General features: G+C 65.1%; 24 protein-coding genes. 22 read left to right on the top strand and 2 right to left on the bottom strand.

All coding sequences use genetic code 11. The features are described 5' to 3' along the window. Positions 1-256: 256 nt before the first annotated feature. Entirely contained in the window at positions 257-1432 is a 1176-nt protein-coding gene (locus EJ069_RS17740) for an acetyl-CoA C-acetyltransferase (RefSeq protein WP_126062406.1), read from the bottom strand. 135 nt (positions 1433-1567) lie between these two features. Here EJ069_RS17740 and EJ069_RS17735 point away from each other — a divergent pair, with 135 nt between their 5' ends. The 14 genes from EJ069_RS17735 (at position 1568) to EJ069_RS17670 (ending at position 15828) form a co-directional block, all read left to right on the top strand. Further along, on the top strand, positions 1568-3514 hold the full coding sequence (locus EJ069_RS17735) for an acetoacetate--CoA ligase (protein ID WP_126062405.1): 1947 nt from the start codon (positions 1568-1570) through the stop codon (positions 3512-3514). Continuing rightward, positions 3511-4662, top strand: a complete 1152-nt coding sequence (locus tag EJ069_RS17730) for a thiolase family protein (protein ID WP_126062404.1) — start codon at positions 3511-3513, stop codon at positions 4660-4662. Before EJ069_RS17735 ends, EJ069_RS17730 begins: the two co-directional genes overlap by 4 nt. Then, entirely contained in the window at positions 4662-5102 is a 441-nt protein-coding gene (locus EJ069_RS17725) for a zinc ribbon domain-containing protein (protein WP_126062403.1), read from the top strand. The genes EJ069_RS17730 and EJ069_RS17725 overlap by 1 nt, the downstream gene beginning before the upstream one ends. Further along, positions 5099-5551 (top strand): MaoC family dehydratase, encoded by a 453-nt coding sequence (locus tag EJ069_RS17720; protein ID WP_126062402.1) that lies wholly within the window; start codon positions 5099-5101, stop codon positions 5549-5551. The genes EJ069_RS17725 and EJ069_RS17720 overlap by 4 nt, the downstream gene beginning before the upstream one ends. Continuing rightward, complete coding sequence (locus EJ069_RS17715; RefSeq protein WP_126062401.1) at positions 5548-6792, top strand: MFS transporter; 1245 nt, start codon at positions 5548-5550, stop codon at positions 6790-6792. The genes EJ069_RS17720 and EJ069_RS17715 overlap by 4 nt, the downstream gene beginning before the upstream one ends. A gap of 53 nt (positions 6793-6845) precedes the next feature. Further along, positions 6846-7700: a GntR family transcriptional regulator gene (locus EJ069_RS17710; RefSeq protein ID WP_126062400.1), complete on the top strand. Its 855-nt coding sequence runs from the start codon at positions 6846-6848 to the stop codon at positions 7698-7700. 201 nt (positions 7701-7901) lie between these two features. Next, positions 7902-8678 carry a glucose 1-dehydrogenase gene (locus tag EJ069_RS17705; protein WP_126062399.1) on the top strand — a complete coding sequence of 259 codons (777 nt, stop codon included), beginning with the start codon at positions 7902-7904 and terminating at the stop codon, positions 8676-8678. Between the two features lie 27 nt (positions 8679-8705). Continuing rightward, entirely contained in the window at positions 8706-9365 is a 660-nt protein-coding gene (locus EJ069_RS17700; RefSeq protein ID WP_126062398.1) for an L-fuculose-phosphate aldolase, read from the top strand. Between the two features lie 105 nt (positions 9366-9470). Beyond that, positions 9471-10472, top strand: coding sequence for a sugar ABC transporter substrate-binding protein (locus EJ069_RS17695; protein ID WP_210211300.1), 1002 nt, complete (start codon positions 9471-9473; stop codon positions 10470-10472). Positions 10473-10540: 68 nt separating this feature from the next. After that, entirely contained in the window at positions 10541-12067 is a 1527-nt protein-coding gene (locus EJ069_RS17690) for a sugar ABC transporter ATP-binding protein (RefSeq protein ID WP_189475861.1), read from the top strand. Next, entirely contained in the window at positions 12064-13095 is a 1032-nt protein-coding gene (locus EJ069_RS17685) for an ABC transporter permease (RefSeq protein ID WP_042638849.1), read from the top strand. The genes EJ069_RS17690 and EJ069_RS17685 overlap by 4 nt, the downstream gene beginning before the upstream one ends. After that, complete coding sequence (locus EJ069_RS17680) at positions 13092-14078, top strand: ABC transporter permease (protein WP_126062397.1); 987 nt, start codon at positions 13092-13094, stop codon at positions 14076-14078. Before EJ069_RS17685 ends, EJ069_RS17680 begins: the two co-directional genes overlap by 4 nt. A gap of 20 nt (positions 14079-14098) precedes the next feature. Beyond that, positions 14099-15064, top strand: a complete 966-nt coding sequence (locus EJ069_RS17675; RefSeq protein ID WP_126062396.1) for a sugar kinase — start codon at positions 14099-14101, stop codon at positions 15062-15064. Beyond that, complete coding sequence (locus EJ069_RS17670) at positions 15061-15828, top strand: SDR family NAD(P)-dependent oxidoreductase (RefSeq protein WP_042638853.1); 768 nt, start codon at positions 15061-15063, stop codon at positions 15826-15828. Before EJ069_RS17675 ends, EJ069_RS17670 begins: the two co-directional genes overlap by 4 nt. 64 nt (positions 15829-15892) lie before the next feature. Here the strand turns inward: EJ069_RS17670 and hutH are convergent, their stop codons facing one another. Continuing rightward, positions 15893-17389, bottom strand: coding sequence for a histidine ammonia-lyase (gene hutH, locus EJ069_RS17665; RefSeq protein ID WP_126062395.1), 1497 nt, complete (start codon positions 17387-17389; stop codon positions 15893-15895). A 213-nt stretch (positions 17390-17602) separates the two neighbouring features. Between hutH and EJ069_RS17660 the strand changes: the two genes are divergently transcribed. From EJ069_RS17660 to EJ069_RS17625, 8 genes are all read left to right on the top strand, one after another. Continuing rightward, positions 17603-17884, top strand: coding sequence for a hypothetical protein (locus EJ069_RS17660; RefSeq protein ID WP_126064775.1), 282 nt, complete (start codon positions 17603-17605; stop codon positions 17882-17884). Between the two features lie 158 nt (positions 17885-18042). Next, the gene (locus EJ069_RS17655; RefSeq protein WP_126062394.1) at positions 18043-19245 is read left to right on the top strand and encodes an ABC transporter substrate-binding protein; all 1203 of its coding nucleotides are present in this window, start codon (positions 18043-18045) and stop codon (positions 19243-19245) included. 81 nt (positions 19246-19326) lie between these two features. After that, positions 19327-20193, top strand: coding sequence for a branched-chain amino acid ABC transporter permease (locus tag EJ069_RS17650; protein ID WP_126062393.1), 867 nt, complete (start codon positions 19327-19329; stop codon positions 20191-20193). A gap of 7 nt (positions 20194-20200) precedes the next feature. After that, positions 20201-21181, top strand: a complete 981-nt coding sequence (locus tag EJ069_RS17645; RefSeq protein WP_126062392.1) for a branched-chain amino acid ABC transporter permease — start codon at positions 20201-20203, stop codon at positions 21179-21181. A gap of 3 nt (positions 21182-21184) precedes the next feature. Beyond that, positions 21185-21964: an ABC transporter ATP-binding protein gene (locus tag EJ069_RS17640; RefSeq protein WP_126062391.1), complete on the top strand. Its 780-nt coding sequence runs from the start codon at positions 21185-21187 to the stop codon at positions 21962-21964. Then, positions 21961-22683 (top strand): ABC transporter ATP-binding protein, encoded by a 723-nt coding sequence (locus EJ069_RS17635; protein WP_126062390.1) that lies wholly within the window; start codon positions 21961-21963, stop codon positions 22681-22683. Before EJ069_RS17640 ends, EJ069_RS17635 begins: the two co-directional genes overlap by 4 nt. Positions 22684-22694: 11 nt before the next feature. Beyond that, positions 22695-23423 (top strand): aspartate/glutamate racemase family protein, encoded by a 729-nt coding sequence (locus tag EJ069_RS17630; RefSeq protein ID WP_126062389.1) that lies wholly within the window; start codon positions 22695-22697, stop codon positions 23421-23423. A gap of 116 nt (positions 23424-23539) precedes the next feature. Next, the gene (locus tag EJ069_RS17625; protein ID WP_189475859.1) at positions 23540-24247 is read left to right on the top strand and encodes a GntR family transcriptional regulator; all 708 of its coding nucleotides are present in this window, start codon (positions 23540-23542) and stop codon (positions 24245-24247) included. Positions 24248-24258 lie beyond the last annotated feature (11 nt).

The following is a 24258-nucleotide window of genomic DNA, read 5'->3' as shown; positions in this document are numbered from 1 at the left end:
GGGAAGAAACCTTGCCGAGGCAATCTGCCGCCGCCAGGCGCCGATCTGTCCGGCGCTTAAGGTAATGCCGTCCATGTCAGGGGAACTCCGTTCAGGTTGCCAAGTTGGCGCGACCAAAACAGAGACCGGCTGCAGCGACCTTGATCGATATCAATTCTGGGAGGAGGGTCCGCTGTGAGCGCCGGGACTAGTCTAGTGATGAACACGAGGTCGGAGAGCAGCATTTAGCGGCCCCGGCCGCGATGATTGCCCGGACTTACCGCTCCAGGCAGATCGCGACACCCTGGCCGCCGCCGATGCAGAGCGAGGCCAGGCCCTTCTTCGCTCCACGCCGGACCATCTCGTGGAGCAGCGTCACCACGATGCGGCAGCCGGAGCCGGCCAGCGGATGGCCAAGCGCGATGGCGCCGCCGCTCGTATTGATGGTGTCCTCGTTCCAGCCCATCTCGCGATTGACCGCGATGGCCTGCGCGGCGAAGGCTTCGTTGATCTCCATTGCGTCGAGGTCGGACGCGCGCCAGCCGGCTTTATCGAGTGCGCGGCGCGAGGCCGCGACGGGACCGAGGCCCATGTCCATCGGCTCGACGCCGGCAGAGGCATATGAGGCGATGCGGGCGAGGGGCGCCAGGCCGAGTTCCTTCATCCGCGCCTCCGACATCACAAGCACCGCGGCGGCGCCGTCATTGAGGCCTGATGAGTTGCCGGCCGTGATCGTCCCCGCCGCATCGAAGACCGGTCTCAGCCGGCCAAGGCCTTCCATCGTGGTGGAGGGGTTGGGATGCTCGTCACGCTCGATGACGAGATCGCCGTGCCTGGCCTTGATCGATACGGGGACGATCTCGTCGTCGAACCTGCCAGCCTGGATGGCGGCGTCGGCCTTCTCCTGCGAGCGAAGTGCGAACCTGTCCTGTTCCTCGCGGGTGATCTGGTAGCGCTGCGCCAGCGCTTCGGCGGTGACGCCCATATGCACCTGATGAAAGGCATCCCACAGACCGTCGGTGATCATGGAATCCTTGACCGTGCGGTCGCCCATGCGGATGCCGGCGCGCACCCCGTGAATGACATGTGGCGCCGAGGTCATCGAATCCTGTCCGCCGGCGATCACGCAGTCGGCGTCGCCGCAGCGAATGGCCTGCGCCGCAAGATGGATCGACTTCTGGCCGGCGCCGCAGACCTTGTTGACGGTCATGGCGGGCACGCCGACCGGCAGACCGGCCTTGAGAGCAGCCTGCCGGGCGGGGTTCTGCCCGGCGCCGCCGGTCAGCACCTGGCCCATGATCACCTCGCCGACGGCATCGGGCGCAAGCTGCGTTTCGGCCAGCATCGCCTGGATAAGCTGCGCCCCCAGCTCCGCCGCCGACAGACTGGCGAAAGCGCCGTTCAGCTTGCCGATGGGGGTCCGCTTCGCGGCAACGATATAAACGGCGTCCATGTCCGTTCCTCCGCACGTGCGACCCACAGAGGCGGGGTCGCCGCTTGACATTCTGGTTATAACCAATAATCATGAAATGCGTCGGCAGGCAAGGTCGCGGCAAAGAGCCCGACCTGCATTGCGGGGAGGAAATCCATGTCATCCATGCTTTGGACGCCGGCGCCGGCCGCGTTCCAATCGTCCAATCTTGCGCGCTTTTCGATGGCCAACGGCTTCGATCCGCGCGACTACGAGACGCTGCATCGCTGGTCGATCGGCGATCCCGGCGCCTTCTGGCGGGCGCTGTGGGATTTCGCCGAGGTCATTGGCCATCCGGGCACGATCGCCTTCCTGCGCGACGACAATGCGCCGATGACCGGGAGTCGCTTCCTGCCGGAAGCGACACTCAATCTCGCGGAAAACCTGCTGCGCGGCGATGAGGCGAGGGTTGCTCTCATCGAGGCCGACGAGAGCGGCCGTTTCCAGACCATCACACTGGGCGAATTGCGCCGGCTCGTCGCCAGGACGGCGCATGGCCTGCGCGCGGCCGGCGTCGGCAAGGGCGATTGCGTCGGCGGTATCCTGCCAAATAGGGTCGAAGGGCTCGTGGCGCTTTTGGCGACGCTTTCCGTCGGCGCCGTCTGGTCGTCCTGCTCGCCGGATTTCGGCGTCGCCGCGATCGTCGATCGCCTCGGCCAGATCGGCGTCAAGGTGCTGTTCGCGGCGCCGCGCTATCGCTATGCGGGCAAGGAGCACGACATCTCCGGCAGGCTGGCCGAGATCGTCGCCGCGATGCCGACGGTGACGACGCTGGTGCTGACCGGCGAACCGGGCGCCAAGCCGGATTGCGCGGCAGATTGCATTTCGTTTGGCGATTTCGGCGGCGACGGTCCTCTAGTCTTCGAGCGCGTGCCCTTCGACCGCCCGGCCTATGTGCTCTACACCTCCGGCACGACAGGCGCGCCGAAGGCGATCGTCCATCGCACCGGCGGCGTGCTGCTCCAGCATCTGAAGGAGCACCTGCTCCACGGCGACGTCCGCCCGGGCGACGTCATGAGCTGGTACACCAACACCGCCTGGATGATGTATCACTGGCTGATCTCAGGTCTGGCCTGCGGCGCGAGCGTGGTGCTCTATGACGGCTCGCCGATCCTGAAATCGGCCGATGGCCTCGACCTCAGTCCGCTCTGGACGATGGCGGAGCGCGCCAAGGTCACGCATTTCGGCACCAGCCCGAAATATCTGGCGACACTTGCTGCCGAAGGTTACGCGCCTGGGCGCCTGCATGATGTCTCGTCGCTGCGTTCGCTGCTGTCGGCCGGTGCGCCCGTCTCACCCGGGCAGTTCGACTGGGTCTACGATCATGTGAAGCGCGACATGATCTTCGCTTCGATCTCCGGCGGCACCGAGATCATCGGCTGCTTCCTGCTGGGATCGCCGATCCATACTGTGCGTCGCGGCGAGTTGACGGTGAAAGGGCTCGGCCTCGCCGTGGCTGTCATGGACGAGCGCAACGCGCCGGTCATCGGCCGGCAGGGCGATCTCGTTTGCACCGAGCCGTTCCCATCCATGCCGCTGACCTTCTGGGGCAAGGACGGCGATGCGCGTTACCACGCCACCTATTTCGCCGCGCGCCGCGAGATCTGGACGCATGGCGATGTCGCCGAGATGACGGCTTACGGCTCTGGCATAATCCACGGCCGCTCGGACACGACGCTGAAGCCCGGCGGCGTGCGGATCGGCACGGCGGAAATCTACGCGGCCTGCGAGAATTTTGCTGAGATCGAGGATTGCCTGGTATTCGGCGCGCCGGTCGAGGGCGACGAGGAAATCGTGCTCTGCGTCAAGCTGAATGACGGTTATGCGCTGAGCCCCGAGCTTGCCGCGCGAATTCGCAAAGCGATCCGCGAAGGCGCCTCGCCCCGTCACGTGCCGCATCGCATCCACGCAGTGCAGGCCGTGCCCTACACGCTGAACGGCAAGCGCGTCGAGGGCGCCGCCCGCACCACGCTCGAAGGCAAGCCTGTCAAGAACATGGCTTCGCTCGCCAATCCGGCATGTCTCGAGGAATACCGCGCGCTCGACCGGAGCAAGGCGGCATGAGCCGGGCAAAGGGAGCGATCGTCGGCATCGGCGAGTTGAAGCCGCAGCGCCTGACGCAGGGCGTGACGACGCTGGAAATGATCGCCGAGGTCTCCCGCCTGGCGGTGCTCGACGCCGGGCTGGAGCCGGCGGCGATCGACGGGCTGCTGGTCGGGCCGCAGGTCGGCGAGACGCCGCAGCATGTTCCGGCGACGATCGCCGAACATCTGGGTCTCGCGCCGACCATGGCCAATGTCGTCGACCTCGGCGGCGCATCAGGCGCCGGCATGGTCTGGCGCGCGGCCGCCGCGATCGAGGCCGGCATGTGCGAGGCGGTGTTGTGCGTGCTCGCCAACAACCGCGAGGAGACAGCACCACGCTCGCCCAACCGCAATCCGATCCGCGAGTTCGACGTGCCTTTCGGCGCCTCGGGCGCCAACATCTCCTATGCGCTGCTGATGCAGGCGCATATGGCCGAATACGGCTCGACCGCGCGCGATTTCGCGCTGATCGCCGCGACGGCGCGAGCCAATGCCCAGCTCAATCCCGACGCCATCTTCCATGGCAAGCCGGCCGATGTCGAAGCGGTGCTGGCCTCGCCGATAATCGCCTCGCCGCTGCATCTCCTCGAAATCGTCATGCCGGTCGCCGGCGGCGAAGCGGTGGTCGTCACCTCGGCCGAACGCGCGCGGTCGTTGCGCAGGCCACCTGTCCATCTGCTCGGCGCCGGCGAGAAGGTCACGCACCGCGCGGTCAGCCAGGCCCCGCACCTCACCTCCGGTCCGCTGAAGAGCGCGATGGCGCGCGCCTTCCAACAGTCCGGCACGAAGGCTGACGAGATGGACCTTCTGTCGCTCTACGACTGCTACACGATCATGGTCGCGACAACGATCGAGGATGCAGGCCTCTGCGCGCCGGGCCAGTTCGGTGCGTGGCTCGGCGACCACGATCTTTCCCACAAGGGTGACAAGCCGCTCAACACACATGGCGGCCAGCTCGGCTTCGGCCAGTCCGACCTTGCTGGCGGCATGACCCATGTCGTCGAAGCGGTGCGCCAGCTGCGCGGGGAGGCGGGCGAGCGCCAGATCGGCAAGGCCGGGCTCGCCCTGGTCACCGGCAATGGCGCGACGATGAGCGAAGCGACCGCGCTGGTGTTGGGAGCCGCCTGATGTCCGTCGATCTCAACACGCTGAAAACCCCTGGCCCGACGATCACCGCGCTGACCAGGCCGTTCTGGGATGCCGCCGCCGAGGGCCGGCTGACCATCCAGCGCTGCGAGGATTGCGGCAAGGCCATCTTCTATCCGCGCCCGATCTGCCCGCATTGCTGGAGCAGGCACCTGCTGTGGAAAGACGCATCGGGCAGGGGACGGCTCAAGTCCTTTTCCGAGGTGCATAGGCCCGGCCATCCCGGCTGGCTGCCGGCGGCACCCTATGTGGTCGGCCTGGTCGAATTGGCCGAAGGCCCGACGATGCTGAGCTTCATCCTGCCCGGCACACGGCCGCTACAGGTCGGGGACGTGTTGCGGCTTGCGCCGACCCCCATCGGCGGCCGTGTCCTGCCGGCCTTCAAACCAGTCGAACCCGGAGCAGAGGAGAAGCCTAAATGAGCACCGAGACGAAAGATGGTTGGGTGGGTGTCGTGAAAGGCCGTCCGCAGGTCGGCGCCTTTGCCGAGCGCACGCGGCGCACGAGGATGAGCGACATCGAGGCGTTCACCGACATCACCGGCGATCGCAATCCCCTGCATTACGACCGCGCGCTGGCCGAGAAGTCGGTGTTCGGCAAGCTGATCGTTCAGGGCGGCGTGACCTCCGGCATCCTCAACGCCCTGGTCGCGGAGGATCTGCCCGGCCCCGGAACCGTGTTCCTCGAAGTGGCCTGGAGGTTCGTCAAGGCGGTCGGCGTTGACGAGGAGATCACCGGACGCGTGGAGGTCAAGGAAGTGCGGCCCGACAAGCCGATCTGCAAGATCGAGACCAGCGTGCGCAACGGTCAGGGCGAGCTTTGTCTCACCGGCACGGCCACGGTGTTCACCGTACCGCTGCAAGGCGCATGAGCACGGTCGGCGGCGGCCGGCATGGCACGGCGGCCGACAGCGAGCGCTGGCGCGTGCTATCGCTGCTTTGCCTGGCGGTCGTCCTGTCGCTGACCACCTGGTTTTCGGCCACCGCGATCCTTCCCGAGCTGAAGCAGGAGCTGGCGCTGGGCGCGAGCGCCGAGGCCTGGCTGACCAATGGCGTCCAGGTCGGCTTCGTCATCGGCGCGCTGGCGGCGAGCCTGGTCAATCTGCCGGACCTTGTACGGCTGAGCCGCCTGATGGCGGCAGCAGCCCTTGTCGCCGCTTTAGCCAACGCGACGCTGCTGCTTCATCTGGGGCCTGGCGGGATAATCGCCGCGCGCATCGTCACCGGCGCCGCGCTTGCCGGGGTCTACCCGCCGGCGCTGAAGCTGGTCGCCACTTGGTTCACACGCGACCGGGGACTGGCTCTCGGGGCGGTCATCGGCGCGCTGACAGTCGGTTCGGCGCTGCCGCATCTCTTCCGCGCCCTCTCGACCGTGCTCGACTGGCGTCCGGTGGTTGCCGCGGCAAGCTTGGCCACCGCTGCGGGCGCGCTGCTCTTCCTGCTGTTCGCGAAGGAAGGACCCTATCCCTTCGGCAAGGCTATCTTCGAGCCCTCGCGCATCGGCCAGGTGTTTCGCGAAAAGCCGCTGCTCCTCGCCAATCTCGGCTATCTCGGCCACATGTGGGAGCTCTACGCCATGTGGGCCTGGCTGCTTGCCTATACGCGCGCCGCCTTCGAGGTGCAGGTGATCGGAACCACCGCCACCGCCTCGCTCGCGACTTTCTTCGTCGTCGCCTCCGGCATCCTCGGTTGTCTGCTCGGCGGCTATCTGTCGGACCGCATCGGCCGCACCGCCACCACCGCCGGCATGATGCTCGTCTCGGGAAGCTGCGCGCTGCTGATGGGCTTTCTGTTCACCGGACCGCTCTGGCTGTTCATGCTGGTGGCGATCGTCTGGGGCGTTTCGGTGATCGGTGATTCGGCGCAGTTCTCCGCCGCCGTCACCGAGCTTACCGACCGCCGCTTTGTCGGCACCGCTCTGTCGGTGCAGCTCGGCGCCGGTTTCGCGCTGACGGTGCTCGCCATCTGGCTGACGCCGCGCTTCGCCGACTTCATCGGCGGGTGGCGCTGGGCCTTCCTGCTCCTGGTTCCCGGACCGCTTCTGGGGGCGGCCGCCATGCTGTGGTTGCGAAACTTGCCGGAGAGCGTGAAAATGGCGGGCGGCCTCCGGTAGGGTGGCGCTGCCGCTTTCTGAGTCGCGGCAAATGATTTTGCGGCGGGACCCGAATGGAACAGGCAACCAGAACGCGCGGGCGTCCTCGTTACGATCAGGAAGACGCCGAGGCGGCAGAGGCTTTCCGCTCGATCGGCTCCAAGGTCCAGCTCAACCGCGACGAGGCTGCCCCGCTCTGGGTGCAGTTGCGCAACCAGGTCGAGGAGGCGATCAACACCGGCCTGCTGGCAGCCAATTCGCGCATTCCGTCAGAACAGGCGCTCTGCGATTTCTTCGGCGTCTCTCGTCCCGTCGTGCGCGCCGCGATCGGATCGCTGTCCAATGAAGGCCGCATCATCAAGATGCCGCGCAAGGGCATGTTCGTCGCCGCTCCCCGGGAGCATGTAGACTTCATGACCGCCAATCTCGGCGTGTTCGACGATTTGACCGCCAAGGGCCACAAGGTCTCGACCCGCACGCTGGAGATCTACCGCTGCCCGCCAAGCGAGAAGGAGTCCAAGGTCTTCGGCATTCCCGCCAATGGCAGCGTGGTCCGCATCAGCCGCGTCTACATGACCGACGGCACGCCGATCACCATGACGCGCATCAGCCTGCCGGGGCATCGGGTGCCGGGGCTGGAGAACATCCTGTCGGAAAACCAGTCGATCTTCGGCACCATCCGCGCCGTCTTCGGCCTGACGGTGAAGCGTGCCGACCGCTGGCTGCGTGCCGCGCTTCCCACCAAGGAAGAAGCCGATCAGATGGGTGTCGCCGCCAACACGCCGCTGATCGAGATCGAGTCGATCGCCTATGATTCCGACGGCGCCGCGCTTGAATATTACGAGGCCTTCTACAACTCCTCCGTCGCCCGCATCCACATGGCGGTCGAGCAGCCGTCGGCGACGGTGAACGGTGTCGATCGCACCTGAATTGCACACATCCAAGAAAGATTTCGTTTTCTGGTTATAACCAGATTGACGGACCAGAGAAGCTTCTGTAACGTCGCTGTCATGGGGTCGGGAGGAGCCTGACCCCGGAGGCATTATCAGGACCGGCCGGCTTGCGGTGCCGCTTCGGCGGCGAGGGCAGCGTTTTGCCCGCGCTCAAGCCTGTCCTGATGGAGGACGTGCATGGACTACCGGTCGCAATTCGACCTGACGGGCGAGGTTGCCGTTGTCACCGGCGGCGCCAGCGGCATCGGTCTCGAGGCCGCCAAGGCGCTGGGAACTTGCGGCGCGAGGATCGTCCTGCTCGACATGGATGCGGATGGGCTGAAGGCCGCTGCCGAGGTGCTCCAGGCGGCTGGCGTCGCGAGCGTCGATGGCCGCGTGTTGAACGTTAACGATCCGCAAGCCGTCGAGGCGATGGCAACCGCAGTCGTCGCGGATTTCGGCAAGGTCGATATCCTGGTCAACAGCGCCGGCATCGCACGCCTCAACACCGCGCTCGAAACCCCGGACGAGGAATGGCGCCTGGTGATGGATGTCAACGTCAACGGCGTCTACTGGGCTTCGCGCGCTTTCGGCCGTTCGATGGTCGCCCGCAAGAAGGGCTCCATCGTCAATCTGGGTTCCATGTCGGGGCTGATCATCAACCGTCCGCAGACCGCGCCCTCCTACATGGTGAGCAAGGGCGCCGTGCACATGATGACCAAGGCGCTTGCGGTCGAGTGGGCGAAATCAGGCGTGCGCGTCAACGCGCTGGCGCCGGGCTACGTCGGCACCGAGATGACGCTGAAGATGCGCGAGCGTCCCGAACTCTTCAACACCTGGATCGACATGACGCCGATGGGTCGGCTGGGCACGCCGCAAGAGATCGCTTCGGCGATCCTGTTCCTGGCGTCGCCGGCCTCGAACTACGTGACGGGCGCGATCCTGTCGATCGATGGCGGCTACACGGCCTGGTGACGGACTGAGCAAGGATTGGAATATCGCATGACCGTTTCGGACCGAGATGTGCGCCAGGCCATCATCGACGCCTGTATCGAGATGAACGCACTCGGCATCAACCAGGGCACATCAGGCAACATCAGCTGCCGCCATGGCGAGGGCATGCTGATCTCGCCGACGAGCACGCCCTATGACACGCTGGTGCCCGAGGACATCGTCTTCATGGCCTGGGACGGCGAGGTCGACGGACGCCTCCCGCCGTCCAGCGAATGGCGTTTCCATCTCGACATCATGAAGGCGCGGCCCGAGGTCAACGCGGTCGTCCACGCGCATCCGACCTACTGCACGACGATCGCCATCATGGGCCGGAAGATACCGGCGATCCATTACATGGTCGCGGTCGCCGGCGGCAACGACATTCGTTGCGCGCCCTACGCCACCTTCGGCACGGCGGAGCTTTCGGCGCATGCGGTGGAGGCGTTGCGCGGCCGCAAGGCCTGCCTGCTTGCCCAGCACGGCATGATCGCCGTCGGATCGAGCCTCGCCCAGGCGATGTGGCTCGCCGTCGAGGTCGAGACGCTGGCGCGCCAGTATCACGGCGCCCTGCAAATCGGCGAGCCGCCGATCCTATCCGACGAGGAGGTCGAAAACGTCATCAAGCGCATGGCCAGCTACGGCCTGCGCGACAATGACGCCGCTGCCTGAGCGGAGGGCTCTGCCCGAAGCGACCAACAAGGGGCTGGAGCAGCAATTCAACGTTTCGCATATCCTCCGGGAAGGCCCGGAGCGATCAACAAGGGAGGAAATGAAATGACAAATTCGATGAAAGGCCTCGTCAAGGCGCTCGCTCTGGGGTTGGCGGCGGCTTGCAGCCTGGCCGCCATCTCGGGCGCCAGCGCTGAGGAACTGTCGCTCAAAGGCAAGCGCATCGGCGTCTCCGCCATCGGCACCGACCATTATTGGGTCCTGATGGCCTTCAAAGGCATCCAGGACCGCGTCAAGGAGCTCGGCGGTGAAGTCATCGCGCTCGACGCCGGCCGCAAGGATCAGCAGCAGATCGCGCAGCTGCAAACACTTATCGCGCAGAAGCCGGACGCGATCATCGAGCAGCTCGGCAATCTCGAAGTGCTGAACCCGTGGCTGCAGAAGATCCGCGATGCCGGCATCCCGCTGTTCACGGTCGACACGGCGACGCCGCACGCCATCAACAACACCACGTCCAACAACTACAATATCGGTGCCGAGATTGCGCTGCAGATGGTCGCCGACATGGGCGGCAAGGGCAATGTGCTGGTCTTCAACGGCTTCTACAGCGTCCCGGTCTGCAAGATCCGCTACGACCAGCTGAAATATGTGCTGACCTCGTTCCCGGATGTGAAGATCGTCGAGCCCGAGCTGCGCGACGTCATCCCGAACACGGTGCAGAGCGCCTATTCCAACGTCACCGACATGCTGACCAAGTCGCCCGAGAAGGGGTCGATCGGCGCGGTCTGGGCCTGCTGGGACGTGCCGCAGATCGGCGCCACCCAGGCGGTCGAAGCCGCCGGCCGCAACGAGGTCAAGACCTACGGCATCGACGGCAGCCCGGAAGTCATCAAGATGGTGATGGATCCGAAGTCGTCGGCCGGCGCGGTCGCGGCGCAGCAGCCCTATGAGATCGGCAAGACCTCGGTCGACAATGCCGCGAAATATCTGGCCGGCCAAAAGGTGCCGCCCTTCACTTTCGTGCCTTCGGTGCTGATCAACAAGGAAAATGCCGCCGAAAAAGGAAAGCCGTTCCTCGACGCCGCCGAGAAGGCTGGCGTTAAATAGGACGGAACGAAACGTCGGGCAGCCGCGCCTATGTGGCTGCCCGTCACATCCAACCAGGATTGACGGCCATGCAGACAGCAAAGCGTGACATTGCTGTATCGATGACAGGCATTTCGAAACGGTTCGGTCCGGTGCGCGCCTTGCAAAACGCGAACCTCGAGATCGCGCGCGGCTCGATCCTCGGCCTCGTCGGCCAGAATGGCGCCGGCAAGTCGACCATCATCAAGGTGCTGGCCGGCATCATCAAGCCGGACAGCGGCTCCATCGTCATCAATGGCGAGACTGTTACTTCGCTGACGCCGGCTTCGGTCGAAAAGCTCGGCGTGCACTTCATCCACCAGGACCGGTTGCTGGTGCCGACCGCGACGGTCGGCGAGGCCGTGTTCCTCGGCCATGAGATCGGCCTTGGCCCGTTCGTCAGCCGCCGCGGCATGGAGCGCAGGGCCGCCGACCTGCTGAAGCGCTTCTTCGGCATGGAGCTGCCGGCCGGAACGCTTGTGAAGGATCTCACCACGGCGCAACAGAAGGTCATGCAGATCACCCGCGCCTTGGCCCAGAAGGCATCTGTGCTGGTGCTCGACGAGCCGACGGCGGCGCTCGTCAAGCGCGAGGTCGACAGCCTGTTCGACGTGCTGCGCCGGCTGCGCGACGACGGCATCGCCGTGGTCTTCATCTCCCACTACATGCAGGAGATCGAAAAGCTCTGCGACCGCGTCACCGTGATGCGCAACGGCACCGATGTCGGCACGGTCGATCCGCGCCAGACGCCGATCGACGAGATCATTGCGATGATGATTGCCCGCGATGTCGGCGAGATGTTCCCGAAGCGCTCGGTCACTTTAGGCGCGCCGGTGCTGGAGGTTTCCAATCTTCGCCTCGGCGGCAGTTTCGACAACATCGGCTTCAACGTCCGCGCCGGCGAGATCGTCGGCCTCACCGGCCTGCTCGGCTCGGGCGCCAAGGAGATCGTCCAGTGCCTGTTCGGCCTCAAGACCGCCGATGGCGGCCAAATCAAGGTCGAGGGCAGGGAGGTCGCGCTGTCGACGCCGGTCAAGGCGGTGCGAGACGGCATCGCCATGCTGCCAGAAGACCGCCGCGCCCATGGCGTGGCGCTCGGCCTTTCGGTGCGCGAGAACATTTCCCTGGCCAGCCTGCGCCGCTATTCCAAGAGCGGGTTGGTCAGCCGTGGCGCTGAGAACCAGGCGGTGGACAGCTTGATCAAGGAGCTGTCGATCAAGACGCCGCATCGCGACGCGCTGGTGCGCGAGCTCTCCGGCGGCAATCAGCAGAAGGTGGCTATCGCCAAATGGCTGAGCTGCCAGTCGCGCGTCTATGTGCTGGACGAGCCAACGGTGGCCGTCGATGTCGGCGCCAAGGTCGAGATCTACAATCTTCTCAATCGGCTGGCGGGCGAGGGCGCGGCGATCCTGCTTCTGTCCTCCGACCTGCTCGAGCTGGTCGGCGTCTGCGACCGCGTGCTGGTCGTCTATCGCGGCCGGCTTGCCGGCAGCTTCTCCGGTTCTGCGATGAACAGCGATGCGCTGCTGGCGGCTTCGTCGGGCGCACGTTCGAACATCGATGGAGTGGCTGCATGAGCGCGACTGTCCTCCACACAGACGTCGGTGTTTCCGACGAAAAGCAGGCCGCCGCCAAGAGCGCCGGCCGCCGCTTCGGCGCGCTCGTCGTGCGGCTGGGCGCCATCGCCGCCTTCGCCGCGATCATGGCCTATTTCGTCGTCTTCGCGCCGGGCTTCACCTCGACCTTCAACCTGATCAACGTCGTCGAGCAGTCGGCGATCCTGGGCGTGCTCGCCTACGGCATGACTTCCGTCATCATCGGCGGCGGCTCCGATGTCACCGAAGGCGGCATCGATTTGTCGATCGCCGCCAATATGGGGCTCTGCGCCGCGGTCTATGCGACTCTTCTGTCCATGGGCTACGGAGACTTCCTCTCGGTGCTTGCGGCGATTGCCGTCGGCATGGCGGTTGGCGCGCTGAACGCCCTTGCCGTGGTCGGCCTCGGCATCCTGCCGCTGCTCGCAACACTTGCCGTTCTCAATGTCGCGGCCGGCATGGAACTCACCCTCACCCAGAACACGGTCGTCGGCGCATCCTCCCCGCTGCTCGGCGTGCTGGTCTCCGGCAGCTTCCTCGGCATCTCGGCACTCGCCTGGGCGCTGATCGTCTTCTCCGCCATCATGATCGTGGTCGTTCACGGCACCTCCTTCGGGCTCAGGCTCTACGCCGTCGGCGGACACCCGGAAGCGGCGCGCGCGGCGGGCATCAGCGTGCCGTTCTACGTGTCCTTCACCTATGTGCTGAGCGGCTTCTGCGCGGCGGTGGCGAGCATCCTCACCGTCTCGCGTCTGTCGGCGAGCACGCCCGGCTCCGGCGAGCTGCTTCTGTCGGTGCTGGCGGCGGCGCTGCTCGGCACTGTCTTCTCGCGCCGCTTCGTGCCGACCATGGGCGGCACGCTGCTCAGCGTGTTGTTCATCGGCCTGCTCGCGAACGGCTTCCAACTGCTCAACGTCTCCAGCTACTGGGTCAACGGCGTGCAGGGCGCGCTGATCCTGCTGGTGGTGGCGATCACTTCGTTTGCCCGCGGTTCGGAGGGTTCGCGATGAGCGTCTCGACCAATGACACCACCGCCAAGGTGAGCCTGCGCGGCTTCCTCGCCAAATACAGCGTGCTCATCGCTTTCGCGGCCATCGTCATCTTCTTTTCGGTGGCGAGTCCGACTTTTCTCACGCCAGCCAACCTCTTCAACGTGCTGGTCAACAATGTCGTCATGCTGGCGATCGTGGCGCTCGGCCTCACCATCGTCATCTCGTCGGGCGGCATCGATCTCTCGGTCGGCGTCTCGGTCGACATGGCAAGCATGATCTTCGTCATGCTTCTCGCCGCCGGCTACAGCGGCATCGTCGGCGTCGCTGGCGGACTCGGCGCCGCGCTGATCGTGGGCGTGCTGAATGCCATCCTCATCACCAGGCTCAACATCAGTCCGTTCCTGGCGACGCTCGGCGTGCTCTTCATCGGTCAGAGCACGCAGCAACTCGCCACCAGCGGCGGCCAGCCGATCTATCTCACAAGCGGCTATGCTGCCGATCAGTTCAACGCCATCGCCCGCACCGCTCTGTTCGGGATGCCAACGCCGGTCATCGTGCTGATCGTCCTTGTCGTCGCCGTTCATGTCCTGCTGCATCGCTCGGTGTTCGGGCGCTATGTCCAGGCGATGGGCGCGCAGCCGGGCGTGGCCTGGTATTCCGGCATCCGCGTGCCGCGCGAATTGTCGATGGTGCATGTGCTGTGCGCGCTGCTCGCCGGCGTTACCGGTATCCTATTGTCGGCGACGGTGAAGTCCTACGTGCCGCTCTCCGGCAATGCCTTCCTGCTCGACGCCATCGGCGCCACCTTCATCGGCACGACGCTCAGCCGCGAGCGCAAGCCTTCGGTCATCGGCACGCTGCTCGGCGTGTTGCTGCTCGCCATCGTCAAGAACGGGCTGCTTTTGGTCGGCTGGAATTTCTACTGGCAGCAGGTCGGCATCGGCGTGCTCGTCTTCCTGGTGCTCGCCGCAAGCTTCGGCCTGCGTCGCGCCGCCCATTGACTTCGAAAGGTCTTTTGCCCATGCCCCAATTCGACGTCAGCTCGATCGGCTTCTACGTCCTCGACATCCTGGGACGGCCGGTCTCGCGCATCCCCGAAGGCGGTCGCGCCGACTATATCGAGGAGATCCGCATGACCGTCGCCGGCACGGCGGGTGCCACCGGCATGGACTGCGCCATCCTCGGCCTGAAGACGCGCGCCGTCACGACGCTTGGGCTCGACGACATGGGCGACTGGTTTCTCGCCAAGCTGAAGAAATACGGCCTGGAGACGAGCCTCGTTCGCCGCGACGGCAGCGTCCAGACCTCGTCCACCATCCTGCCGGTGCGGCCGAACGGCGAGCGGCCGGCATTGCATGTGCCGGGCACCGCCACCTTGTTCGAGGTCGCCGACGCCGATCTCGACGCCGCGCTCGACGCGACCGTGGTCCATGTCGGCGGCACCGGGCTCTTGAAGCGCTTCGACGGCGAGCCGACCGTCAGGCTCTTGAAACGCGCCAAGGAGCTTGGACGCGTCACCACCTTCGATCTCATCCAGGCGACGCCGGAGACGTGGAAACTGGTCGAGCCGTGCCTTCCCTACATCGACTATTTCGTGCCGAGTATCGACGAAGCCGGCGAGATGGCGAATGACCGCGATCCGGCCCGCGTCGCGGCCTTCTTCAAGGCGAGGGGCGTGAAGAACTGCATCATCACGCTGGGCGCCGACGGCGTTCATGTCTCGCCCGAACATGGCGAGGATTTCCGTCTGCCGGCTTTCGAGGTCGAGGTGTTCGACACCACGGGCTGCGGCGATTCCTTCACCGCCGGCATCATCGTCGGCATCGTCAAAGGCTGGGACCTGAAACAGTCCGCGCGCTTTGCCAGCGCGGTCGCCGCCAAGGTGGCGATGGGTCTCGGCTCCGACGGCAAACTCGTTTCATTCGACGACACGGTCGCGGCGATGAATTCGCTCCCGGTCAAGACATCAAAGGTGGAAGCAGCATGACCATTCTTCCTGAGGCCAAGGGCAAGACGGCTCTCGTAACCGGCGCCAGCCGCGGCATCGGCAGGGCGCTCGCCAAGGGGCTCGCCGAAGCGGGCTTCAATGTCGCCATCACCGATCTGCCGTCGCAGGCAGCGGAGCTCGACGTGACCAAGGGCGAGATCGAGGCTGCGGGCCGCAAGGCCTATGTCTACACGATGGACGTCAGCAAGAAGAAGGACATCGAGGCGACGGCGCAGGCACTGCTTGAAGAGGCGGGCAGCATCGATGTGCTGGTCAACAACGCCGGCATCCTCAAGCCCAGCCTGCTGCAGGATCTGGACGAAGCCAATTGGGACGCGCATTTCGACGTCAACGCCAAAGGCGTGCTGATGATGTGCCAGGCGGTGCTGCCGCATATGCGCGCCAGGAAGTCGGGCAGGGTGATCAACATCGCCTCGATCGCCGGCCGCCAGGGCGTGCCGACGCAAGGCCACTATGCGGCGACCAAGGCGGTGGTGATCACGCTCACCCGCGTTCTGGCGCAGGAGGTCGGCATGGACGGCGTCACCGTCAACGCGATCTGCCCCGGCATCATCCTGACCGAAATGGGCAAGAACAATCTGGGAAGCGAAGCCGCGATCCGCCATTGGGAGGAGGTCGCGGCGCTGAAGCGCCTCGGCGCGCCGGAGGATATCATCGGACCTGTGCTGTTCTTCGCCTCGGACCTGTCGGCCTTCGTTACCGGCCAGGCGTTGAACGTGGACGGCGGTATCTACTACCACTGACGAGCATCCGACGAGATCGTCCGCGCCGACCGATGCAGTGGTCGTAACGGATCTCTCTGCCGCTCTACAGCCGCGGCCCCGCCACCATGTGCGCGACGCGCGCCATGTCGGCGCTCATCTCGCGGTCGTCGTCGAGTGGGGCGACGAGCGCCCGCACGGCTTCATAGCTGCGCCGCGGGCCTTCGCCCATCGAATCCAGCACGCCGCGCAACTCCACGCCGGTGGCGGCGAAGATCAGTTCCATCGCCACCAGATAGCGTAGGCGCTCGATGATGCCTGCCGTCTTGGCCACGACGCGTGGCGCCATCGACGACTGGTCTTCGACGCCGTCCGAGATCGCGAGCGGGCTGAGCGACATCGGATTGGCGAGGTGCCGGATCTCGGCTTCGAGTGCCGCGACCGGCTTCTGCAGTTCCGCATAGCCCTGGCGGCTGCCGCCCCGGGCCGACAGGAAGCGCGGCAGTTCCGCCACCGTCGGCGACATCAGCTTCATCGAGCGGTTGGCGGTGCCGACCGCGCAATGCGCCAGCGCCTGGCCGAGATTTTCCCAGGTGAGCGTGAAGGCGGTGAGGTCGAAATTGCCGTTGGACATTACGCGCTCGACCTCGGGCAGGATGACCGGATTGTCGCCGGAGTGGCCGAGCTCGATCTCCGTCGCCAGTTTCGCCTGCTCATAGGCATGGAGCAGGCCGCCCCATACTTGCGGCACGCAGCGGAAGCTGAGCGGATCCTGCAGGCGCCGCGCGGCGTTGTCGTGCCACAGGCCGGAGCCGGAAAGTTCGGCCCTAAGCCGCGCGCCGATCTCGCGCTGGCCGAAGGCCGGTCGCGCCGCAAGCGCATCCCCGTCGATGGCCTTGAGCGACGCCCGGAACGCCTCGTAGTTGAGCGCGACTGCCGCCAGCGACCAGTCGATCAGGCAGGCGATCTCCTCAAGCGCGAGGCACGCCGTTCCGGTCGAAAGGCTGTTGGCGACGATGATGGCGTGGCCGTCCTTCTCGCGCAGGTCGAGCGGCTCGAGCCCGGCGAGCTTCAGCGCTTCGGCCGATGGCATGATCCTGCCTTGATACTCGCTCTCACCGTCGCCGCGCAGCGCCCGCGCCAGATGGCCGAGCGGCGCGAGGTCCGCGGCGCCCACCGATCCCCAGCTCGGAATGACCGGATGGACGCCGGCGTTGAGCGCCGCGAGCAGTCCGAGCGCCACGCCCTCCGAGGTGCCGGTGCCGCCCGCCGCCATACCGCAGATGCGCGCGACCATCAGCGCCCGCACCGCCTCGGTCGGCAGCGATGGGCCGGCGCCCATCGAATGGCTGAGCGGCACGCTGTGCTGGAAGGCGATCAGGTCCGCCTGCGCCAACGGCGTGTCGACACAGGCGCCGAGCCCGGTGGTGACGCCGTAGAGCGGCTTGCCGAGTTGGGTGAGATGTTCGATCAGCGCCCTGCTTGCGCGGATGCGGCGCATGGCTTCCTCGCCGAGCACGAGCCGGGCGTTGCGCCGCGCGATTTCCGCGACATCTTCCGTGCCGAGCGGCTTGGCGTCGAGGACGATCACTCTGGCTGTCATCGGGCTATTCCTTGGGCCTCCGGAAATGAAGGCCGAACGAATGGAGGATATCCGGCATCGCACCCGGCCATTGTCGAAAATCCGCCGTTACGATTGCCGTTATCTTTCTTCAACCGGCGGTGCGGCGGCGACAAATGCCCCGTACGGGAAACTTTTGCGCGACTGGTGATTTTGGATATGCTGCGGATCCAAATTGCCAGAAGGTTGCCGTCGATGATGAAGTACCTGACCCTCTTTGCGCTCGTGCTGGCCACGGCCGCGACCGTGTCCGCCCAAGCGGTTGCGGGCGAAAAGCACCATCATCGCCATTATCAGCCGGTCGAGCGCGAGCGCTATGTTCCGGCCAGCGACGATCTTCTCTATCAGCTCTTCGGCGGTCCGCGTTACTACGACCAGCAGCTGTTCACCACCGCCGCTGGCGCTTGCTCCTACGACCGCGTTAGGCCGGACGCGAACGCGACCAACAAGATCAACGACCATCATTGCGGGAAGTAGCCTTCGACTCATACTGACGGGTGCACACATTCTCGCGAAACATTGTATACAATACATAAGAAAGATGTTGACAATCCGCCCTAGGCGGTTTCCCTTAACGCTATCCGCGCAGCCTATGAGCAAAACACAAAGCGCGATAACCAAGGGGAACTGCCAATATGATCAACCGTCGCTCGACTCTGAAATCCATGGCGCTCGGCGCCGTCTCGACCCTGGCCATTGCCGCTGTCGGCATCTCGTATGCGCAGGCTGAAAACAAGGAACTGAAAATCGGCTTTGTCGGCGTCACCAGCGGCCCGGCCGCCGCCTGGGGCACCTCGAACGTGCGCTCGATGCAGACGCGCGCCGCCTGGCTCAACGAGACCGGCGGCGTCAAGATCGGCAACGACACCTACAACATCAACATCGTCACCTTCGACGACCAGAAGGACCCCAAGCGCGCCATCGCCGGCATGGAGAAAATGGCGCAAGAAGGCATCCACTATGTCGTCGGCCCGAACGTGGATGACGGCGCCGCCGCAGTGCGCCCCGTCGCCGAGGCCAACGGCATCATCTATTTCCCCTACGCCTTCCCCAAGGCGCTCTACCAGAAGCCGGCCTCCAACGCCGTGCTGGGCATGATCGCCAATTACCAGTCGGGTCCGGCGATCTATAAATATCTCAAGGAAAACAAGGGCGTGAAGAAGATCGCCTTTGTTGCGGCCAATGAATCCGACCCGCTCAGCCAGCGCGACAGCGGTGTCGAGGCGGCAAAGGCGCTCGGGCTGGAAGTCGTCGCCCAGAACGACACCTACCAGAACGACACGCGCGACTTCACCCCGGTGCTGACGCCGATCGTCGCCTTGAAGCCCGACCTGCTCGTCCTGTCGGGCGTTGCGCCCGCCAATGCGCCGCTGCTCATCCGCGCCGCCCGCGAGCTCGGCTATGAAGGCCTGATCTCGACCGAAACCGCGCAGGACGCCAAGGTTCTGGAAGAGGGCGCCGGCGAATATGCCAACGGCTTCATCTCCGTCGGCGGCGCCTCGACACCGGAGATCGCTTCGGACGAGATGAAGGAATTCGTCACCCGCTACACCAAGATGTTCGGCGAATACAACGACGAGTCCAACACCAAGGTCTATGCGCTGGAATACATCCTCGACACGCTGAAGGCCAATCCGGCCGCGATCAACGACGTTGCCGAATTCAAGAAGACCATGGACAGCTTCACCGCGCCCAATCCCTTCCTGAAGGGCGACGCGAAGCTCAGCTATGTCGGCGCGACGTCCTTCGGCCAGAAGCGCCAGCTCTCGGTGCCGATGGTGGTCAACGAATACAAGGACGGCGCATTCCAGACCCTGTTCGTCGGCTCCGTCGACTAGCGTAACCTTCGAGCGTATTTCCTCAAGCTTGCCATGGGGTCCGGTCGACAGGCCGAACCCCGCGGAAGATCGAAGGTATCCATGGAACAGGTCATCGCCAACGGATTGTATCTTGGTGCCCAATACGCGCTGATCGCGCTGGGGCTGACCCTGATCTTCGCCCTGATGAACGTGCTCAATTTCGCGCACGGCCAGATGTATGTGCTGGGCGGGTTCATCACCTACACCGTCTACGGCCAGCTCGGCCTGCCTTTCGTGGTGGCGCTGCTCGCTTCGGGCGTGACGCTCGCCATCATCGGCGCGCTGATGGAGAAATTCCTCTTCCGCACGGTCATCCGACGCAGCCATCGCGAGGAAAGCACCATGCTGCTCGCCGCCGCGACCGCCTTCTTCTTCGATGCCGTGATCCTGCTTCTCTTCGGCGAGAAACAGCGCGGCGTTCCCAAGATCGTCAAGGGCGTGTTCAACGACGTTGGCATCATCATGCCTTACGACCGCATCGTCGTCGGTGCGCTGGCGATCGTCTTCATCGCCGCCTTCGTGCTCTACATGCAGTACAGCAGGGTCGGCCGCGCCATGCGCGCGCTCGCCCAGGACCGTGTCGCCGCCCAGCTTATGGGCGTCCGCGTCGACCGCTATTCGATGATCGGCTTCGCCATGGGCGCCATGCTGGCGGGCGTCGTCGGCGGGCTGCTGGTCACCATCACCGGCGTCAATTCAGGCATCGGCGGGCCGATCTCGATCAAGGCCTTCCTGATGGTGATGATCGGCGGGGCCGGCGTCGTCGGCGGCGCGATCGCCGGCGGTTTTATCCTCGGCATGATGGAGTCGGTCGGCCTCACCGTGCTGCGTGAATATGGCGACGTCACCTATCTCGTCATCTTCGCCGCCCTGATGGTGTTCCTGTCGGTCCGCCCCAACGGGCTGATGGGCAAGCCCTGGGGTTGATCGCGCCATGACCCCCAATCGCAACACCAGGATCGCCGCGGTCGTCACTTTCCTGGCGATCGTCTTCATCGCCGTGCCGGTCGCGATCTCGTCGAGCGGCCGCTTCGACCTCTATTACACGCTGACCTCGGTGGCGCTGCTCAGCATCGCCAGCGCCGGCGTCTGGCTCACCTTCTACATCGGACGCATCAATATCGGCCAGGGCGCCTATGCGCTGATGGGCGGCTATGTCTCGGCCATACTGGTGATGAACCATGGCTGGTCGTTTTGGCTGACGCTTCCCGTCGCGGGTCTGTTCTGCGCCGCTGCAAGCGTGCTGATCGGCCTGCCGATCCTGCGCCTGCGCGGCGTCTACTTCGCCATGGTCACGCTGGTGCTGACCGAGGTTGCGCGCCTGCTCGCTCTGGCGCTGCCGATCACCAACGGCGCCAAGGGCATCGTCAGCATCCCGCTGCCCGGCGCGCTGTCGGTCTTCGGCACCACGCTGATCCCCGATTTCGCCACGCTGCAGAATTCGCGGCTCGCCTTCTATCTGCTGGCGGTCACGCTCATGGTGGTCTGCTTCGCCATCATGTACCGGCTGGTCAACTCGCGCATCGGCAAGCTCTGCCAGTCGCTGCAGCAGAACGAGGAGCTCGCCTCCTCGATCGGCGTCAACATCGCCTATCTGCGCGTCATCGCCTATGCCGTCTCGTCCTTCTTCGGCGGTGTTTCCGGCGCCATCTTCGCCGCCATCTCGCAGTCGATCTACCCGTCGAGCTTCACCGTCACCGATTCCGTCAACTTCATGCTGAACTGCTTCCTCGGCGGCCTCGGCTATGTCTTCGGTCCCATGCTCGGCACGCTGGTGCTCTATTTCGGCTGGGACCTTCTGTTCCAGACCGGCCAATTCCAGCTGCTCATCTATTCCGGCCTGATGATCGTCCTGATGCTGGTGCTGCCCAACGGCCTGCTCAGCCTTGCCGAAACGACCCGGAAGAAGGGTTGAGCCATGGCGGAAATGCTCGAGGTCTCCGGTATCACCAAACGCTTCGGCGGCCTGGTCGCGGTCAACAACGTCTCCTTCTCGGTGCGCGAGAAGGAGATCCTGTCGGTGATCGGTCCGAACGGCGCCGGCAAGTCGACTTTGTTCAAGCTGATCTCGTCTTTCCTGCGCCCGACGACAGGCGAGGTGCGCCTAAAGGGCGAACGCATCTCCGGTCTCGCGCCGCACATCGCCGCCCGCAGGGGCGTGGTGCGCACCTTCCAGGAAACCACGATCTTCAAGAACATGAGCGTGCGCGACAACGTCATCATCGCGCACCATCTGCGCTCCAAGGCGAGCCTGTTCGGCTTCTTCCTCGGCACCGGCACGGCAAAAGCCGACGAAGCGGCCTTCGGGCAATCGGCCGATGAGATTCTGGCGCTGCTCGGCCTCTCCTCGCTCGCGTATGAGATTGCCCGCAATCTGCCGCATGGCCATTTGCGGGCGCTGGGCATCGCCATCGGTCTCGCCACCAATCCTTCCATCCTGCTGCTCGACGAGCCCTTCGCCGGCATGAACCATGACGAGACCATGCGCATGGTCGAGATGGTGCGGCGCCTGCGCGAGCGCGGCCTGACCATCCTGCTGGTCGAGCATGACATGCCGGCCGTGATGAAGATTTCGGACCGGCTCGTGGTGCTCAATTTCGGGCAGAAGATCGCCGAGGGAACGCCGTCGGAAATCCAGGCCAACGACAAGGTGATCGAAGCCTATCTCGGCAGCGAAGACGAGGCGATCGGCCTATGAACCAGATCCTGAACTTCGCCAATGTCGAGCTCTATTACGACCACGTCTACGCGCTGAAGGGCGTCTCGCTCGAGGTCAACGAGGGCGAGACCGTCGCGCTGATCGGCGCCAACGGCGCCGGCAAGTCGTCGATCCTTCGCGCCATCACCGGACTGCGCAAGATCCGATCCGGAGAGATCCATTACGGCGGCAAGCGCATCGACGGCGCCGCCCCCGACGAGATCGTCAAGATGGGCATCGCCATGGTGCCGGAAGGGCGCCGCGTCTTCCCCTATATGTCGGTCAGGGACAATCTCCTGATGGGCGCCTTCACACGCACCAGCAAGTCCGAGATCGCCGCATCGATGGAGATGGTGCTGGGCCGTTTTCCGCGGCTCAAGGAGCGCTTCTCGCAGGCCGCCGGCACGATGAGCGGCGGCGAGCAGCAGATGCTGGTCATCGGCCGCGCGCTGATGGCGAAACCGAAGCTGCTGCTGCTCGACGAGCCGTCGCTTGGCGTCGCGCCGAAGCTCGTCCAGGACATCGCCCGCTCGATCGTCGCCATCAACCGCGACGAGAAGGTCAGCGTGCTTCTGGTCGAGCAGAATTCCCGCATGGCGCTGCGCATCTCGCAGCGCGCCTATGCGCTGACCACCGGCAGTGTCGCGCTGAGCGGCGACTCCGCCGAACTGCTGACCGACGACCGGGTCAAGCGTCTTTATCTCGGCGGCGAGATCTGAGGCTGATTGGAATGCGCATACTCGTCATCAACCCCAACACTACCCAATCGATGACCGCCAAGATCGGCGAGGCGGCGGCAAGCGTCGCCTCCGGCTCGACAGAGATCGTCGCCGTCAATCCCGCCGACGGCCCGCCGAGCATCGAAGGTTATTTCGACGAGGTCTTCGCCATTCCGGGCATCATCGCCGAGATGGCCAAGGCGCCCACCGATGCCTATGTCATCGCCTGCTTCGACGACACCGGCCTCGATGCCGCGCGTTGCGCCACCGAGGCGCCCGTCATCGGTATCGGCGAGGCGGCGTTCCATATGGCGAGCCTTGTCGCGGGCAAGTTCAGCGTCGTCACCACGCTTGCCCGCTCGGTTCCGGCGATCGAGCACAATCTGGCGAAATACGGCCTCGCCTCGCGCTGCGCCAAGGTACGCTCGTCGGACGTCGCCGTGCTCGAGCTCGAACGTCCGGGCTCGAATGCAAGACATCGGATATCGCAGGAGATTGCGCGCGCCATTCGCGAGGACCATGCCGAAGCGATCGTGCTCGGCTGCGCCGGCATGGCCGACCTCGCGCGCAGCCTTTCCGAGGAGCATGGGGTTCCGGTGCTGGACGGTGTGGTCTGCGCCGTCACGCTGGCTGAGAGCCTGTTCAAGGTCGGCTTGAAGACATCGAAGATCGGCGGCTATGCGGCTCCGCGCGGCAAGCGGTTCGCCGGCATGTTCGCGCCGCTGTCGCCGGCCGGCTGAGACGCGTCGTTTAAGGCCGGCTGCGCGGGATTGACCACCGCGCAAGCCATATTAGATTGAACCGACCTCTACCAATGGAGGCAAATCAGGCGGGCTGCGCCTGCGCGTTGAAGAGCATGTTGACGGTACTCAGGGAAGAAGATCGCGATGATAAGCCGGCGGCGCGCTGGTCGCCGATCTATTACGGGCTGAGGGACGCCATCATCAGCCACCGTCTCGCGCCGGGCACCAAGCTGCCGGAAGACGAGCTGGCCTCGATCTATTCGGTGAGCCGCACCGTCGTTCGAGCCGCCTTGCAGGCACTCGCGCATGACCGGCTGGCGCGGCTCGAGCCAAATCGCGGCGCTTTTGTCGCGCAGCCGTCGAAGATGGAGGCGCGGGAAGTGTTCGAGGCCCGGGCGCTGATCGAGCCCAAGGTGGCGGCGCTTGCCGCCAAGGCGGCGGTGCCGTCGGACATCGTGCAATTGCGCCACCACCTCGAAAAGGAGCACGAGGCGCTGCATGACGGCCGCGACAGCGATGCCATCATGCTGTCGGCGCGCTTTCACGTCGGCATCGCCGAAATCGCCGCGCATTCGGTGTTCACCAACTTCGTCCGCGACCTTGTCTCGCACTCCTCGCTGATCATCGCGCTCTACTGGAAGCGCCGCGACGCAACCTGCGAGAAGCACGCGCATCACGCCCTTGTCGACGCGATCGAGAGCGGCAACAGCGCCGACGCTGCCGCCCTGATGAACAGCCATCTGGTCGACCTGCTCTCCGGTCTCGACCTGACCGACAAGGTGGAAAAATCCGACAGCCTGGCAGATCTGCTGCGCGCTTAGGTGAGAGGAGG

Origin of the sequence: Mesorhizobium sp. M2A.F.Ca.ET.043.05.1.1 (assembly GCF_003952445.1) — a bacterium.
In the GTDB taxonomy this organism is placed as follows: Bacteria; Pseudomonadota; Alphaproteobacteria; order Rhizobiales; family Rhizobiaceae; genus Mesorhizobium.
Note: the sequence above shows the minus strand (reverse complement) of the source record. Positions and strands in the feature narration are given on the sequence as shown.